The organism is Pseudoxanthomonas sp. CCNWLW251, assembly GCF_037402255.1.
In the GTDB taxonomy this organism is placed as follows: domain Bacteria; phylum Pseudomonadota; class Gammaproteobacteria; order Xanthomonadales; family Xanthomonadaceae; genus Pseudoxanthomonas_A.
In genome coordinates this window covers 1,458,875-1,471,296 of sequence record NZ_JBBEGA010000001.1, presented here as the reverse complement: position 1 = coordinate 1,471,296, position 12,422 = coordinate 1,458,875, and the positions used below count along the sequence as shown (strand labels likewise).

Sequence of the window (12,422 nt, the reverse complement as noted above, 5' to 3'; positions counted from 1 at the left end):
AGGGCGGCGCCTGAGTGCACGCCTTCGGCTATATTCGCACCCAGTCGCCGCCCTGCTGCGGGTCGGCTTAATTCAGGCGTTAGGCGGCTATGCCATATCTGCGCGACTTTCAGCTTGTTCTCCGGGAACATGATCGGGAGCCCTACAAGCAATTGCTCCCCATCTGGGATCCGATCGAGATCGAGATACGTCGCTCTATCCCTAGCCGATTTAGCTTCGGCGGCGTCGGAAAGATCGTCCTGGAGCTTGGCCCGCAAGTTCGACCCCTAACGGAATACCGAGTTCTTCTACACGTAGGTCTGCTGCATTGGCCCGATTTTGACGTTCGTAAGCATCTCCGCCTTGCCACGCCAGAGCGCACCAACGAATCGCTTGCCATAGTCGAGACCGCGATGGCTTCCCTGGCGGCGCGCTTTGATCAAGACACTCCGTGGTTAGATGCCGCGTTGGCTCGCATTCGAGGTGCGCCGCCTAACAATTCATTCAAGCCGGACCCGCTTCGCGGGTCGGCTTAATTCAGGTGTTAGGCCCCACGAACAGATCAGGATGCTTCCGCAATGAGTTTGTCATTTCATATCGACTTCAACGGTCAATGCGAGGAGGCATTTAGCTTCTACGCCAAGAACCTCGGCGGAAGAATCGGAACCATGCTTCGGGTTAAGGACTCCCCTGTCCCGGCATTCTCAGAGTCACGTGGGCAAAAGATTGTTCATGCAAACATCTGCATAGACGGGGTGGATATCGCCGGTGCGGACGTAGATCCAGACAGATACGAGAGCCCAAAAGGCTTCTATATTTTGCTTGGGGTTGATTCAGAAGAGAAGGTCAAATCCTTCTTCAATGCACTGCAAACGGGCGGTCACGTAGTACTTGCGCCACAGCGGACATTTTGGTCACCATGCTACGCAATCGTGGTTGATCGCTTTGGTGTTCCGTGGAAGATCAACTATGGGGCCTAACAGTTCATTCAAGCCGAACCCGCTTCGCGGGTCGGCTTAATTCAGGCGTTAGGCCGCATGGATACAACGTCACAACCCTGGCAAATGATTCTGGATAGTGTGCGTTTCATGCCCGCATCACAAACAGCGTTGGTCGTGCTTTTCTTTGCTTTCACAATTCTTGCGGGGAATGGCGTGTTTGCACTTCATTACCGCCGCGTTGGTAAGCCAATCTTTAGATCACTAATCAACCCAGCCAGCTTTCCGATCACTGACTTCAACCTGCGAGAGTGGCTGCTGCTGGCGGCAGTCATTGCCATTTCTGTGCTGCTGATAGTACTGGCCGCACATGCTGCATAGTCGGCTGCGGCCTAACAATTCATTCAAGCCGAACCCGCTTCGCGGGTCGGCTTAATTCTGGCGTTAGGCGCGCTACGGATGCTGATAGATCGACCACCCGCAACTCTCAATGGCTGCCAAGTTCTGGCGTATGCCAGCACCGGTGAATCCGTGTTCACTGGCCGCTTGCGTCTCAATGTCGGAGGCGAGTGGCTTGGACGAGTTCCTTGCCTTGCGATATGCACTTTTACCCAATCCTCTGAACTGGTAGTGCTGCACTGCGACGAGTCTTGGAATGTCTTAGGGATTGAGGGATGGAACATGGCTGGAGCCAATGCGCCGGCGTCAGTCTCGGAGGTCATCGCTCGCGTTGAGCAGTACTATCGGGGCCTAGAGGCGCGTTGGATCTCGCCCGATGCTGGGCGCACCTAACAATTCATTCAAGCCGAAGCCGCTTCGCGGCTCGGCTTAATTCAGGCGTTATACGTGGGTGGGGCTTTGGTCGTGTCGGCTTCGATTGCGGGTCGATCATGCGGCGCCAGCGGCTTCGGTGCTGATCGATTGTTGATGCAAAGCAACCAATCGCGTCCTTCTGACCTCGCTTCACTCGGCTTCGGACACATCGCTCTCGCGCCGCGCGGCCTCCGGATGACCTCCCGACTTGCGGACCGGCGTCGCTGTCGGCTTCGGTCTTTACGGGCCCCATCCTGCTACGGGCTGGCGGCGAGAGATTTCCTGCTCCCGGATGTTCCGGCCCCGTTGCAGGCCGCAGGCTTCGGGCTTACCTTGGCGTATAACTATTCGTTCAAGCCGAACCCGCTTCGCGGGTCGGCTTAACTCAAGGTGTTATACCTCAGCCCGGCATGCGCATAGCCAAGCATCAAACCATATGTGAGTGGATCGGAGCGGAGCCGTCACCTCCAGCTCTCGGCTCCAAACTCGGCCTTGCCGTCGGGAGTCTGACGACGGGCTCCATCCACGGGCTGCGCCATCCACCCTTGGATGGAGCGAGTGGCTGGTATATCTGGTGCGGAGAGCTATCCGAGGCGGATGACTTCTTCTCTCCGCTGCATGTTGAGCATCTCGCCGAGTATCTTCCCGCAGCAATCGAGTACCTTGCTCTACCACCCGGCTATCGGTTCCTGGTTGACGGGGCGGACTACGAGGATGTGTGGTTTGATGCATCATTGCTTGAGGTATAACAATTCATTCACGCCGAACCCGCTTCGCGAGTCGGCTTAACTCAGGTGTTAGCCCCAATGAAAGTCATCCTTCTTCTGATGCTTCTCTGGACGCCTATCGCGCCCTTGGCTGCAAAGTGTGGCGACAGATTCCTTGTCTTCTCTGGATCTGTCGCAGACCAGCAAGGCAGTCCTGTCAAATCTGCGCTAGTGGGCGTTGCCTGGTCGGAACGCTCCACGCCAGGTGGCCCCGCCATGTCGTTCACGGATTCGGCAGGTCGCTACTCCATTCCTGTCAGCTTCAACACGTACTCAGGCCCGTCAGCTTTGGGAGGCGATAGCTGCAACGGTGTTCTTAAGAGAGTGTCCGTATCTGCTTACACTGATTCGCAACGATCATGGCCCCTGATTTTGGATATCGACTCCAAGTCGCTGGTTGATGTTCCTTTGCTGAAGATAGTCTATCCAATCAAGCGCGAGCCAACTTGGCCACATGAGGTCGGGGGCTAACAATTCATTCGAGCCGAACCCGCTTCGCGGGTCGGCCTAATTCTGGTGTTAAGCCCCGTGAAAACTGTCAAGAAGACCAGGCAAAACCTAGCCAAGATTGCCAGCGAGATTCTGGCACCACTTGGATTCGTTCGCTCCGGCAGTAGCCTTGTGCGCGAGGGAGCTCACTGCTACCAGATCGTCAACTTCCAGGGCTCGCGATATAGTGCCCTGACCTATGTAAATCAGATGGTTTGGTTCAAAAGCCAAGGCACCTTGCCATCACCGGTCAATGGAGGCACCTTTCACTTCTCGACTCGATTGGAATCACGGACGCTTTCCGAAGAATCTCGTTGGCGGCAAGTTCTTGAGGCGTCAGACGCCGACACTGATCACGCAGCTTGGAAAGAGCAGATCACTGAGCTACTCATTAGTGGACTACCCACCTTCGAGCTTCTGTTGACACCAGACGATGCTCGGGCCAACTTTCTCGCCAAACGGGTTTCTGGCTTGCTAGTTCCAGCGATTGCAGCCGGGGCCTAACAATTCATTCAAGCCGAAACCGCTTCGCGGTTCGGCTTAATTCAGGTGTTAGGCCTCACATGAGACCGTCTTGCCCTCGTTGCCACAAGTCGCACTTCTCTTACAAGGCGCTGCTTGGCGTGCATCCTTACCCTGGCGAGTCTAGCCCGGCCAAGATTGCCTGCCCATGCTGCGGCGAGGTGTTGCGTGTCACAGCTAAGTCCCGGCTCCTAGCAGCAGCCGTAGTAGTCAGCCTGCTTCCGCTACTTGCTGTTGTCATGACGCTGTTACCCAGCCCGCTGCATAAGTGGCAAATAATGCTAGTGATACTTGGTCTCATGGCAGGTTACTACTTCGGCTTCTGGCCTCTTGTGGTTCGCCTCAAGTCATGGAGTGAATTTCAGTACTGGCTACCCGGGAGTCGTCTCCTCGGATATTCCGTTTACCTCCTGCTCCCTGTAACGTTATTGGTATCGCTACTCTATGCAGCAATTCGTTGGGGGACATGACGGTCAGGCCTAACAATTCATTCAAGCCGACGCCGCTTCGCGGCGCGGCTTAATTCAGGCGTTAGGTGCACGGGAATAAGCATATGCGCTGGTGGGAGTGCGGGATGATAGGGGGCATCGTTCTCTCTGGCGCTACGGTTGCTAATGCAATTTCCGCGATTCTGGGCGGGGTCCGCGACGTCATTTGGACTGATGTGTTCGGCGTTGCACTCGCCGTATTCTTCATGGGATTTCTTTGTGGCGTCGTGGCATGGTCGGGCAAAGGACTTCACCAACGACTTGGCGCTATCGGAGATGCTCTAGTCGGGGCGGCCGTCATGGTTACCTTCTTTACCTGCTGCATCCTCCTTTTCAGTCCAGAGTTGCTCGGAGCCAAATTCGTTGATACTGGGCTTTTTGTGTTGGGAATTGCAGTACTGATGGGCGCTATCGGAGGTGTCTGGTTTGGTCACGACCTCGACAATGAGGCATCACCGCCCGGCACCTAACAATTCATTCAAGCCGAACCCGCTTTGCGGGTCGGCTTAATTCAGGTGTTAGGCACCTATGCAAGTGACACGGAGTTTCCTGTGATCAAGGCTGCACGCACCGCACTCATCCTCATGTTCTGCCTTCTCACCGGCGGCATGATGCTTGCCTCCGGCGAGTCAGTGCTCACCACCGCACTAGTGCTGGCGGGGTTCACTATGATTGTGGTCGGTGGCTACAGAGTTCGGACTCGCGTGCGGACCAGGCTGGGTACGGCTGATGACTTTAGTTTCAGCCTTACTTACCTATCCGCCTGGGACCGCCGAGACTGGACCCTGCTGCTTTTGCATCTTGCCGTAGGCATCGCTCTGTTGGGCGCAGGCTTTTCCGGTCTGCGGGGCGGTGCCTAACAATTCATTCAAGCCGACGCCGCTTCGCGGCGCGGCTTAATTCAGGCGTTAGGCCCCTTGGGAAGAAGACTGCTCAAACCTGAAATTGGCGATGTCTTTGCCATCCCGCTGCCCGACGGCGATCAAGCTCTCGGACAGGTTGTTGCTTGGGTCGAGGATCTCGGAGCTGTTGGATGCGCCTTGTTTGATCATACACATCGTCCGTCTCACCCGGTACCACCATTGGGCCAGCCTACTTCCGTAGTTCTTTCGACCGCAGACCTACTTCAGCGAAGCTATTGGCCGATTCTAGGCAATCGCCCTGTGATGGTTTCAGCCGATCGTCTAACGTGGGAGGGCTTCCGTGACGTCCATTGGGTCGGCGTCTCGATTCAGGGCTCCGGTATCATCCACCAGTTCATGGAGGCATATCATGGCTTCAGCCCCTGGGACGCGATGGCAGACCCTGATTACTTCACCGAGCTCCTCATTGACCGAAAAATGCCACCAAGTGCCTATGTGGCCGGGGCCTAACAATTCATTCAAGCCGAACCCGCTTCGCGGGTCGGCTTAATTCAGGTGTTAGGCACCATATCAATGTCCTCGCAACGTGCACTTGCTGGTGTGACGCATGACATAGCCCATCATGCTGGCAGCGGTTTGAGTTATGTTCATCCGCACCTCTATCAAGCTTGCCGGGCCGCGGGGGTTCGAGAGGCCACAGTCGATCTCTTGGAGGACGCCCCGTACCCACCCGGGCTCCCGCGGATCGAGCCACTGGGGCTGTCCCTGACCGCTTTGCACAACAAGTTCCTCGCCATACTCGCGGCAAATGGCTTCGGGCCCTCAGATGTAGCCGCAGCAACTCTAAGGTTTCAGTTCCCTCTGCTTGGCGCCGATGGTTACGCCTGCCAAGTAGCCGCCCGTCTAGAGTCGTCTCGTGGCCGGCTTTTCACTGCGGTTCTCAGTGGGTAGGCTGGTGCCTAACAATTCATTCAAGCCGAACCCGCTTCGCGGGTCGGCTTAATTCCGGTGTTAGGCGGCAATGGACACTACCGGTCTGCTGATAGGACGAATCGAACGGAATGGCCTGGTGGTCGTGACGAACTGCTTTGGCCATGAGATTTCGGTCGGTACGCGGCTTACTCGGATCATCAAGCATCAGGTTACCCTTGCCCTCCCTGACATCCACCGTATCGACCAAGGTCAAGTTGCGACAGTAGGCCTGCTCATTGAGGAGATAACGCTGAGTAAGTGGGCAGCTCCAGTCGAGGCTATTCCAAAAGGGTGGAGCGCTGCGCTGAGGCTCGCCGGGGACGGAGTAGAGGTGCTCATCAGTATTGTTCAAGAGGCAGGTAACGATGAGCAGATATTCTTGCAGTAGCGAGCTGCCGCCTAACAATTCATTCAAGCCGACGCTACTTCGCGGCGCGGCATAATTCAAGCGTTAGGTGGCTGCCATGACATCCCGTGAAGTGCACATAATCTCGTACTTCTCGCTACCGACTGATTTGGCTGCGTCGTTACAGAGCTGGCCCGAGTTTCAGGGCGGCAACGAGTATCAGGTTGACCTATCGGACTCCCGCGAGAAGGTAGCTGTCCGTCTTATCGAGCCAGATGACGAATCACCGTACATTTCGGTTGCAGGGCAAGGTAGCGGGCGACTCTTCGATCAGATTCTTGGTTTTGTCATCTACTCGTTGGCAGCTCACAGTGACAATCTGATGGTGGACCGTGTCAGCTAGCACGCCACCTAACAATTCATTCAAGCCGAACCCGCTTCGCAGGTCGGCTTAACTCAAGGTGTTTTGGGCGATGTCCGGTTCTGGCCTTGGATTCAACCGATCGACGCAACAGTTTGTCGATATCGCTCTGCTGGTGTTTCGTAGCCGAGCGTCTTGCGTGGCCGTTCGTTGAGCTGGCGTGCCACGGCATCCAGTCTGGCCTGCGAGACGTCGGCCAGATTGATCCCCTTGGGGAAATACTGCCGCAGTAGGCCGTTTGTGTTTTCGTTGGAGCCACGCTGCCAGGGATGATGCGGGTCGCAGAAGTAGACCTGGATGTCGGTAGCCAAGGTAAAGCGGCGATGAGCCGCCATCTCCTTGCCCCGATCCCAGGTCAGCGACCGGTACAGCTGCTTCGGCAGACGGCGTGCGTTCTTGATCAGTGCATTGACCACGGTCTCAGTGTCCTTGCCTGCCACCTTCACCAGCATTAGATAGCGGGTCTGTCGCTCCACCAGCGTAGCGACCTGACTGTTCCGGTCACCGAACAGCAGGTCGCCTTCCCAATGCCCCGGCACGGCCCGATCTTCGGCACTGGCCGGCCGCTCACTGATCGAGACGGTGTCGGCAATCCGGCCGTGGTTCTCTGTCTTCTGAGTGTGGTGTCGTGATCGACGCATCGCCCGCGTGCGCCTCAAATGGGCGAGCAGTTCCTGCTTCAGCGCCCCGCGTGACTGGATGTAGAGCGTACGATAGATGATCTCGTGGGACACCTGACGGCTCGCATCATCGGGATAGGTGCGTTTGAGCCAGCCGGCCACCTGCTCAGGCGACCACTGCCGCTGATCTTCTCTGCCACGCGAGCGGCCAAGGCTCGATGCAGCGCCAGCTTACAGGGCTTGGGGCGTCGCGCCCGGTCCCAAGCAGCCTGGTCCGCCCGGCTGGCGCGGTAGCCCTCATGACCCTCATTGCGGCCGACTTCTCGGCTCACCGTGGAAGGCGCCCGGCCGAGCGATGCAGCGATCGCTCGGATCGAGCGCCCCGCCGCCAGCCCACGGGAGATCTCCTCACGCTCGGCCAAGCTCAGCACCCTCGCGGACCGTCGCCTTGGCGGCGGACGAATGCCGCCGTGCTCGGCCAGGATGTTCCGGACCGAGCTGTGGTGCCGGTCAAACAGGGAGGCGATCTGGTGCAGCGACTCGCCCTGCCGCCAACGGTCCCACATCAGTGCCTTCTGGGTGTCGGTGTAGTAGATCCTTTTCCTGCGCTTCATCCGCAACACTCCTGCAGCCTATGCAGCTATCCGTGTGTTGCATCGATCATATGAATCCGCGGCCGATAGTGGACATGTGTAGCGGTGATCAGCTATGGCTGTCGCGATGAGGCTTAAGCCTCCAAATGCCAAGAGTGGGCCTTTTTTTGAGATGATTGCTGTGCAGACGCAGAGCGGTTCCGCGCACTGCCTTAGTCGCTTCTAAGTCGAGAACTTTCTAGGTGCGTCTCGGGCGTGGGAAACACGCGCGCGGCAAGGAAGTTGACGAGCACTCGCACTTTCGGCGACGGTTGCCTGCTGGCTGGCCACAGCACGTGGAAGAAGCCAGTGCGCTCGACGTACTCGGCTAGCACCGGTAGCAATCGGCCGTCGGTCAGCGCCTCACGGATCGCGAACTCGGGAAGGCAGGCGATGCCGCGGCCCCGCAATGCGAAACATACGCGGGTCTCAATGTTGTTGCAGATCATCGTGGTCGGTAGCGACAGTTCCGGCTCGCCAGGGGCGCGGCGTATTGGCCAAGCCTCCAACTTGCCGCTATTCGGATAACGGTAATGTAGGCAGGCGTGTCCGAGCAGATCATCCGGCGTTCGCGGCACGCCGCGTTGCGCCAAATACTCGGGCGAAGCGACCAGCATCGAGCGGAAGGCGCCTAGCCGGCGCGCCGTGAGGCGCGAGTCGGCAGCGTTTCCCGTTCTAACGACGGCGTCGAAGCCTTCCTCAATCACGTCGACCATCCGGTCGGTGAAGTCCAGGTCCAGTTCGATGTCGGGATAGGCGGCCATGAAGTCGCCCAGCACCGGCAGCACCAGCGAACTGACCAGCGGCAGACTGACACGCAGGCGGCCACGTGGTGTGGCGGAGGCCTGTGAAAGTTCCTGTTCGGCCGCCTCGATCTCGGTCAGGATGCGGCGACTGCGCTCCAGGAACAGCGTGCCCTCAGCCGTCAGCGTGACGCTGCGCGTGCTGCGATGGAACAGGCGCACGCCGAGCTTCTCTTCAAGCCGCGCCACCCGCTTGCCCACGGCCGAGGCCGAAACGCCCAGCAGCCGGCCGGCGGCGACGAAGCTGCGCGTCTCAGCCACCTGCACGAAGACGATGAAGCCACTCAGGCTGTCCATACGAGGTCCCAATTGCGGACGTTGATGTCCGCATAGCGCGGAACTCTAGCCTACTTTTTCTGCAATGGAGCGGCTCCTATCGTGACGGCCAGTCACGTCTGGAGGAACCGCCTTGTCCATTTCCGTATCCGCAACGGGCACGCCCGTGCTGTCGCGAACCGCGGCAGCTGGTGGCTTGAACATCTGTACGCGCGGAGCGGCGCGATGACGGCTGCGCCAACACACGCGAGCGGGGGCGGCCGTGCACTGTTCTTTATCGCGCTGGGCTTGTTCGGGCTGTACGCGGTTGAGTTCGGTGTGGTCGGCATTCTGCCGTCGATTATCGAGCGTTACGGCATCACGGTTGCCGAAGCGGGTTGGTTGGTCGGGCTGTTCGCGCTGGTAGTCGCGGTCTGTGGGCCCGTGATGGTGCTGTGGCTGTCGCGCTTTGATCGCCGCAAGGTGCTGGTCGGCTCGCTGCTGGCATTCGCGCTGTGCAGCCTGCTGTCGGCGTGGGCGCCGGACTTCGGCGTGCTGATGGCGTTGCGCGCGCCCTCAGCGCTGCTACATCCGGTGTTTTTCTCGGTGGCCTTTGCCGCTGCGGTGTCGCTTTACCCGCGCGAGCGCGCCACGCACGCCACGACGATGGCCTTCGTCGGCACCAGTATGGGACTGGTGCTGGGCGTGCCACTGACGGCGTGGATCGAAGCCCGGGCCTCATACGAGGCATCGTTCTACTTCTGCGCGATCATCAACCTGGCGGCTGCAGTCGGCGTTTGGATCATGCTGCCGCCACGGAGCGGCTCAGCAGCGGGTGGTCGGGTGGATCTGTACGCGGTCTTACGCAAGCCGGCGTTGTGGCTGTCGATCGGGATGGCAGTCTGCGTGTTTGGCGCGATGTTCTCGGTGTACAGCTATGCGGCCGAATACCTGGCGCGCGAAACCGGCCTCGGTGGTGAGGCGATCAGCGTGCTGCTGGTGGTCTTCGGTGTTGGCGGCTTGCTCGGCAATCTGCTTGCCGGCCGGTGGCTGGGTCGCAACCTGTTCGGCACCGTGCTGGGCTATCCCATCGCGCTGGCGTTGGCTTACGCGGTGCTGCAGATCTTCGGCTCTGCGTCGTTTGCGGTGATGCTACCGATCTGCCTGCTGTGGGGTGCCGCCCATACCAGTGGCCTGATCGTAAGCCAGGTCTGGATGGCCTCCGCTGCCCCGGAGGCGCCGGAGTTCGTCACTAGCATCTACATCTCCGCAGCCAACCTCGGCGTGGTGTTCGGCGCCGCCGTCGGCGGCGGCCTCATCACCTGGGTGGGCCTGCCCGGTGCCATCTGGAGCGGCTGGCTGTTTGCGTTGCTCGCGGTGATGTTCTTCGCCGCACGCCGAGGCTACGGCGAATTGGCTAAGTAATGCGGGGTGTCGGTACCCGCTTCTGGGATTGGTCGATAGCTGACATGCCGGGAAAGAGGTCCGCTTCTGGCCGCTAGCTGCCGTGGGAGCGGGGTGCCCGCTCTCGGCCAGAAGCGGACATCGAACGTCTGACAATCAGGCCGACCCCAAATGCGCGTTCGGCCTGAATTGCTAGACCCAACACCCATGGGAGACAAAAGAGACGAGCATCGCCAGGGTCTGAGCGTATGGCGATCACGACTGTGTCCCGCACTCGATTTCTCCAGCCGTTGCGAATGGAGCTTGGGCTGGCGCCAAGATCCATCCGTCGTTGGTGTGGCCAGAGATTAAAGCGCGCGAATTCCAGATGCGGGGCAAGTGTCGCAGTCCTCTAAAGGCAAGCGACGCGCGAACACCGCTTCACCAGCTGAAGCCGGCGCCCGCCGACACGCTCTTCTCGCCGCCACCGAAAGCGGCACCCAACGACACACTTGCGCGGTTGCCGATCACACGCTGGTAGCCAACCGCCATGGCCTGCTCACCGCCCTGCGCGCCGATGCCCATGCCCACGCGGTTCTTGCCCGCCAGGCCTGCTGTGTTCATCGCCATGCCGGCGTAAGCACCGCTCATCGCGGCCATGGTGTCGATGCGGCGATCCAGATGGCTGAAGCGGCGGTCGACGTCGCCGCGGAAGGCGTTGAAGTCGTCGCTCAGTCCGGTAAGTTCGGTGAAGCGGGCATCGGTGTAGGCATTGGCCGAAGCGAGTGTCGTGGCGTCGCCAGCATCGGCGTAGTCCTGCGCCGTCGCCAGCGTGACCGCATCGCCCGCGGCGATGTCGTTACGCACGGCGGCTTCTCGGGTATCGGTATAGCCATTGGCCGTCGCCAGCGTCGCAGCGTTGCCGGCTGCCATATCGATGCGCACCGCAGCTTCGCGGGTATCGGTGTAGCCGTTCGCGGTCGACAGCGTGGCCACATCGCCCGCGGCCACGTCGTTGCGCACCGCAGCTTCGCGGGTGTCGGTGTAGCCGTTCGCGGTCGACAGCGTGGCCGCGTCGCCCGCCGCCATGTCGCTGCGCACCGCAGCTTCGCGGGTGTCGGTGTAGTCGTTCGCCGTGGCCACCGCGTTACCTGCCGCGTCCAATGCTGCATCGGCCGTCGCCTGGGCAGTGTCCGCAGTGGAAAGTGCCATGTCGGCGGTCGTCTGTGCATCGCCTGCTGCGTCCAGCGCCGAATTGGCCGTGTTCGCCACCGCATTCAACTGGCCAACGTTGACCGCATCAGTGGTGGCGGTACCCGCCGCGACATTGGTGACCTGACGCTGTTGGCCTGAAGAACCGACCGAGACCACGTTCGCGCGACCCTGATCACTACTGTTGTAGCCCAGGGCGACCGATCCACCCCCGTTGGCCGACGCGCCGGTGCCGAGCGCGATGTTGTTGTTGGTGCCGCTGGAACCCGAGGGGCCCGGGAAACCACAGCACATATCCGCGCCCCGTCCGCCCGTGCCGGCGCTGCTGCCATTGCCGATGGCGATGTTGTTGTTGCCACCTGTCCCGCCAGCGCCGCCGGTGCCACCTGCGCTACCAGTTCCTCCCGCACCGCCATTGCCTGCGCTGCTGTTCGCGCCAAGCGCGAGGTTCGCTGCGCCGCCCGCGCCACCCGTGCCGGCGATGCCTCCGGCAGTGGCGATCCCACCCTGACCGCCATTGCCTGCACTGCTGTTTTGGCCTATTGCAACGTTGCCGGTTTCGGCGCCCGGCCCGCCAGCCCCGGCCGTCCAGCCTGGAGGAGCAGGGCCATTGCTGCCATTCACGCCCACCGTACTGCCCGGCATGCACGCCATGCCGCCGGTGGTGGGGTTCTGGTTGCATGGCTGCGTGGGTGCGGTACCACCCACCACCTGAGCTTCGGCCGACGTCGTTGACAAAAGCAGGCCGCCACCCGCAGCCAGCATCAGCATGAAATGACGGACAGTATTGATGTTGCGGCGATACCTACGCATGGCGATGCCCCCTGTGGCATGCCGCCGGCCGCCACGCCATGACGCGGCCACCCACCGGCGACGATGGCGCACACGGTAGGTGCCGCATCCCGCCCCGGGTATCCCT

Annotated in this window: 11 protein-coding genes and 1 pseudogene; 7 read left to right on the top strand and 5 right to left on the bottom strand. The window is 60.2% G+C overall.

All coding sequences use genetic code 11. The features are described 5' to 3' along the window. Nucleotides 1-557 precede the first annotated feature (557 nt). From WBN46_RS06830 to WBN46_RS06810, 5 genes are all read left to right on the top strand, one after another. A complete protein-coding gene (locus tag WBN46_RS06830; protein WP_337730844.1) occupies nt 558-959 on the top strand; it encodes a VOC family protein in 402 nt (133 codons plus the stop codon). A 57-nt stretch (nt 960-1,016) separates the two neighbouring features. Next, nucleotides 1,017-1,298 carry a hypothetical protein gene (locus WBN46_RS06825; RefSeq protein ID WP_337730843.1) on the top strand — a complete coding sequence of 94 codons (282 nt, stop codon included), beginning with the start codon at nt 1,017-1,019 and terminating at the stop codon, nt 1,296-1,298. A 1,727-nt stretch (nt 1,299-3,025) separates the two neighbouring features. Then, nucleotides 3,026-3,490, top strand: a complete 465-nt coding sequence (locus WBN46_RS06820) for a DUF4304 domain-containing protein (protein ID WP_337730842.1) — start codon at nt 3,026-3,028, stop codon at nt 3,488-3,490. A gap of 571 nt (nt 3,491-4,061) precedes the next feature. After that, on the top strand, nt 4,062-4,466 hold the full coding sequence (locus WBN46_RS06815; protein WP_337730841.1) for a hypothetical protein: 405 nt from the start codon (nt 4,062-4,064) through the stop codon (nt 4,464-4,466). Between the two features lie 81 nt (nt 4,467-4,547). Then, the gene (locus WBN46_RS06810) at nt 4,548-4,856 is read left to right on the top strand and encodes a hypothetical protein (RefSeq protein WP_337730840.1); all 309 of its coding nucleotides are present in this window, start codon (nt 4,548-4,550) and stop codon (nt 4,854-4,856) included. Nucleotides 4,857-4,904: 48 nt separating this feature from the next. On the opposite strand, the gene WBN46_RS06805 is transcribed toward WBN46_RS06810, so the two are convergent. Together WBN46_RS06805 and WBN46_RS06800 are read right to left on the bottom strand one after the other, a co-directional pair. Beyond that, nucleotides 4,905-5,048, bottom strand: coding sequence for a hypothetical protein (locus WBN46_RS06805; RefSeq protein ID WP_337730839.1), 144 nt, complete (start codon nt 5,046-5,048; stop codon nt 4,905-4,907). A gap of 778 nt (nt 5,049-5,826) precedes the next feature. Then, nucleotides 5,827-6,279, bottom strand: coding sequence for a hypothetical protein (locus WBN46_RS06800; RefSeq protein WP_337730838.1), 453 nt, complete (start codon nt 6,277-6,279; stop codon nt 5,827-5,829). A 16-nt stretch (nt 6,280-6,295) separates the two neighbouring features. Between WBN46_RS06800 and WBN46_RS06795 the strand changes: the two genes are divergently transcribed. Further along, nucleotides 6,296-6,580: a hypothetical protein gene (locus WBN46_RS06795; protein WP_337730837.1), complete on the top strand. Its 285-nt coding sequence runs from the start codon at nt 6,296-6,298 to the stop codon at nt 6,578-6,580. Nucleotides 6,581-6,672: 92 nt separating this feature from the next. Here the strand turns inward: WBN46_RS06795 and WBN46_RS06790 are convergent. Both WBN46_RS06790 and WBN46_RS06785 read right to left on the bottom strand, forming a co-directional pair. Next, a pseudogene (locus tag WBN46_RS06790) lies at nt 6,673-7,832 on the bottom strand (IS30 family transposase). Nucleotides 7,833-8,023: 191 nt separating this feature from the next. Further along, entirely contained in the window at nt 8,024-8,950 is a 927-nt protein-coding gene (locus tag WBN46_RS06785) for a LysR family transcriptional regulator (protein WP_337730836.1), read from the bottom strand. An 81-nt stretch (nt 8,951-9,031) separates the two neighbouring features. Between WBN46_RS06785 and WBN46_RS06780 the strand changes: the two genes are divergently transcribed. Then, nucleotides 9,032-10,333: an MFS transporter gene (locus WBN46_RS06780; protein WP_337730835.1), complete on the top strand. Its 1,302-nt coding sequence runs from the start codon at nt 9,032-9,034 to the stop codon at nt 10,331-10,333. Between the two features lie 399 nt (nt 10,334-10,732). Here the strand turns inward: WBN46_RS06780 and WBN46_RS06775 are convergent, their stop codons facing one another. Beyond that, entirely contained in the window at nt 10,733-12,316 is a 1,584-nt protein-coding gene (locus tag WBN46_RS06775) for a YadA-like family protein (RefSeq protein WP_337730834.1), read from the bottom strand. Nucleotides 12,317-12,422 lie beyond the last annotated feature (106 nt).

Coding starts and splice junctions, on each gene's coding strand:
- WBN46_RS06815 (WP_337730841.1), top strand. CDS start 4,062: ATGCGCTGGTGGGAGTGCGGGATGATAGGGGGCATCGTTCTCTCTGGC.
- WBN46_RS06830 (WP_337730844.1), top strand. CDS start 558: ATGAGTTTGTCATTTCATATCGACTTCAACGGTCAATGCGAGGAGGCA.
- WBN46_RS06785 (WP_337730836.1), bottom strand. CDS start 8,950: ATGGACAGCCTGAGTGGCTTCATCGTCTTCGTGCAGGTGGCTGAGACG.
- WBN46_RS06825 (WP_337730843.1), top strand. CDS start 1,017: ATGGATACAACGTCACAACCCTGGCAAATGATTCTGGATAGTGTGCGT.
- WBN46_RS06795 (WP_337730837.1), top strand. CDS start 6,296: ATGACATCCCGTGAAGTGCACATAATCTCGTACTTCTCGCTACCGACT.
- WBN46_RS06775 (WP_337730834.1), bottom strand. CDS start 12,316: ATGCGTAGGTATCGCCGCAACATCAATACTGTCCGTCATTTCATGCTG.
- WBN46_RS06805 (WP_337730839.1), bottom strand. CDS start 5,048: ATGATCAAACAAGGCGCATCCAACAGCTCCGAGATCCTCGACCCAAGC.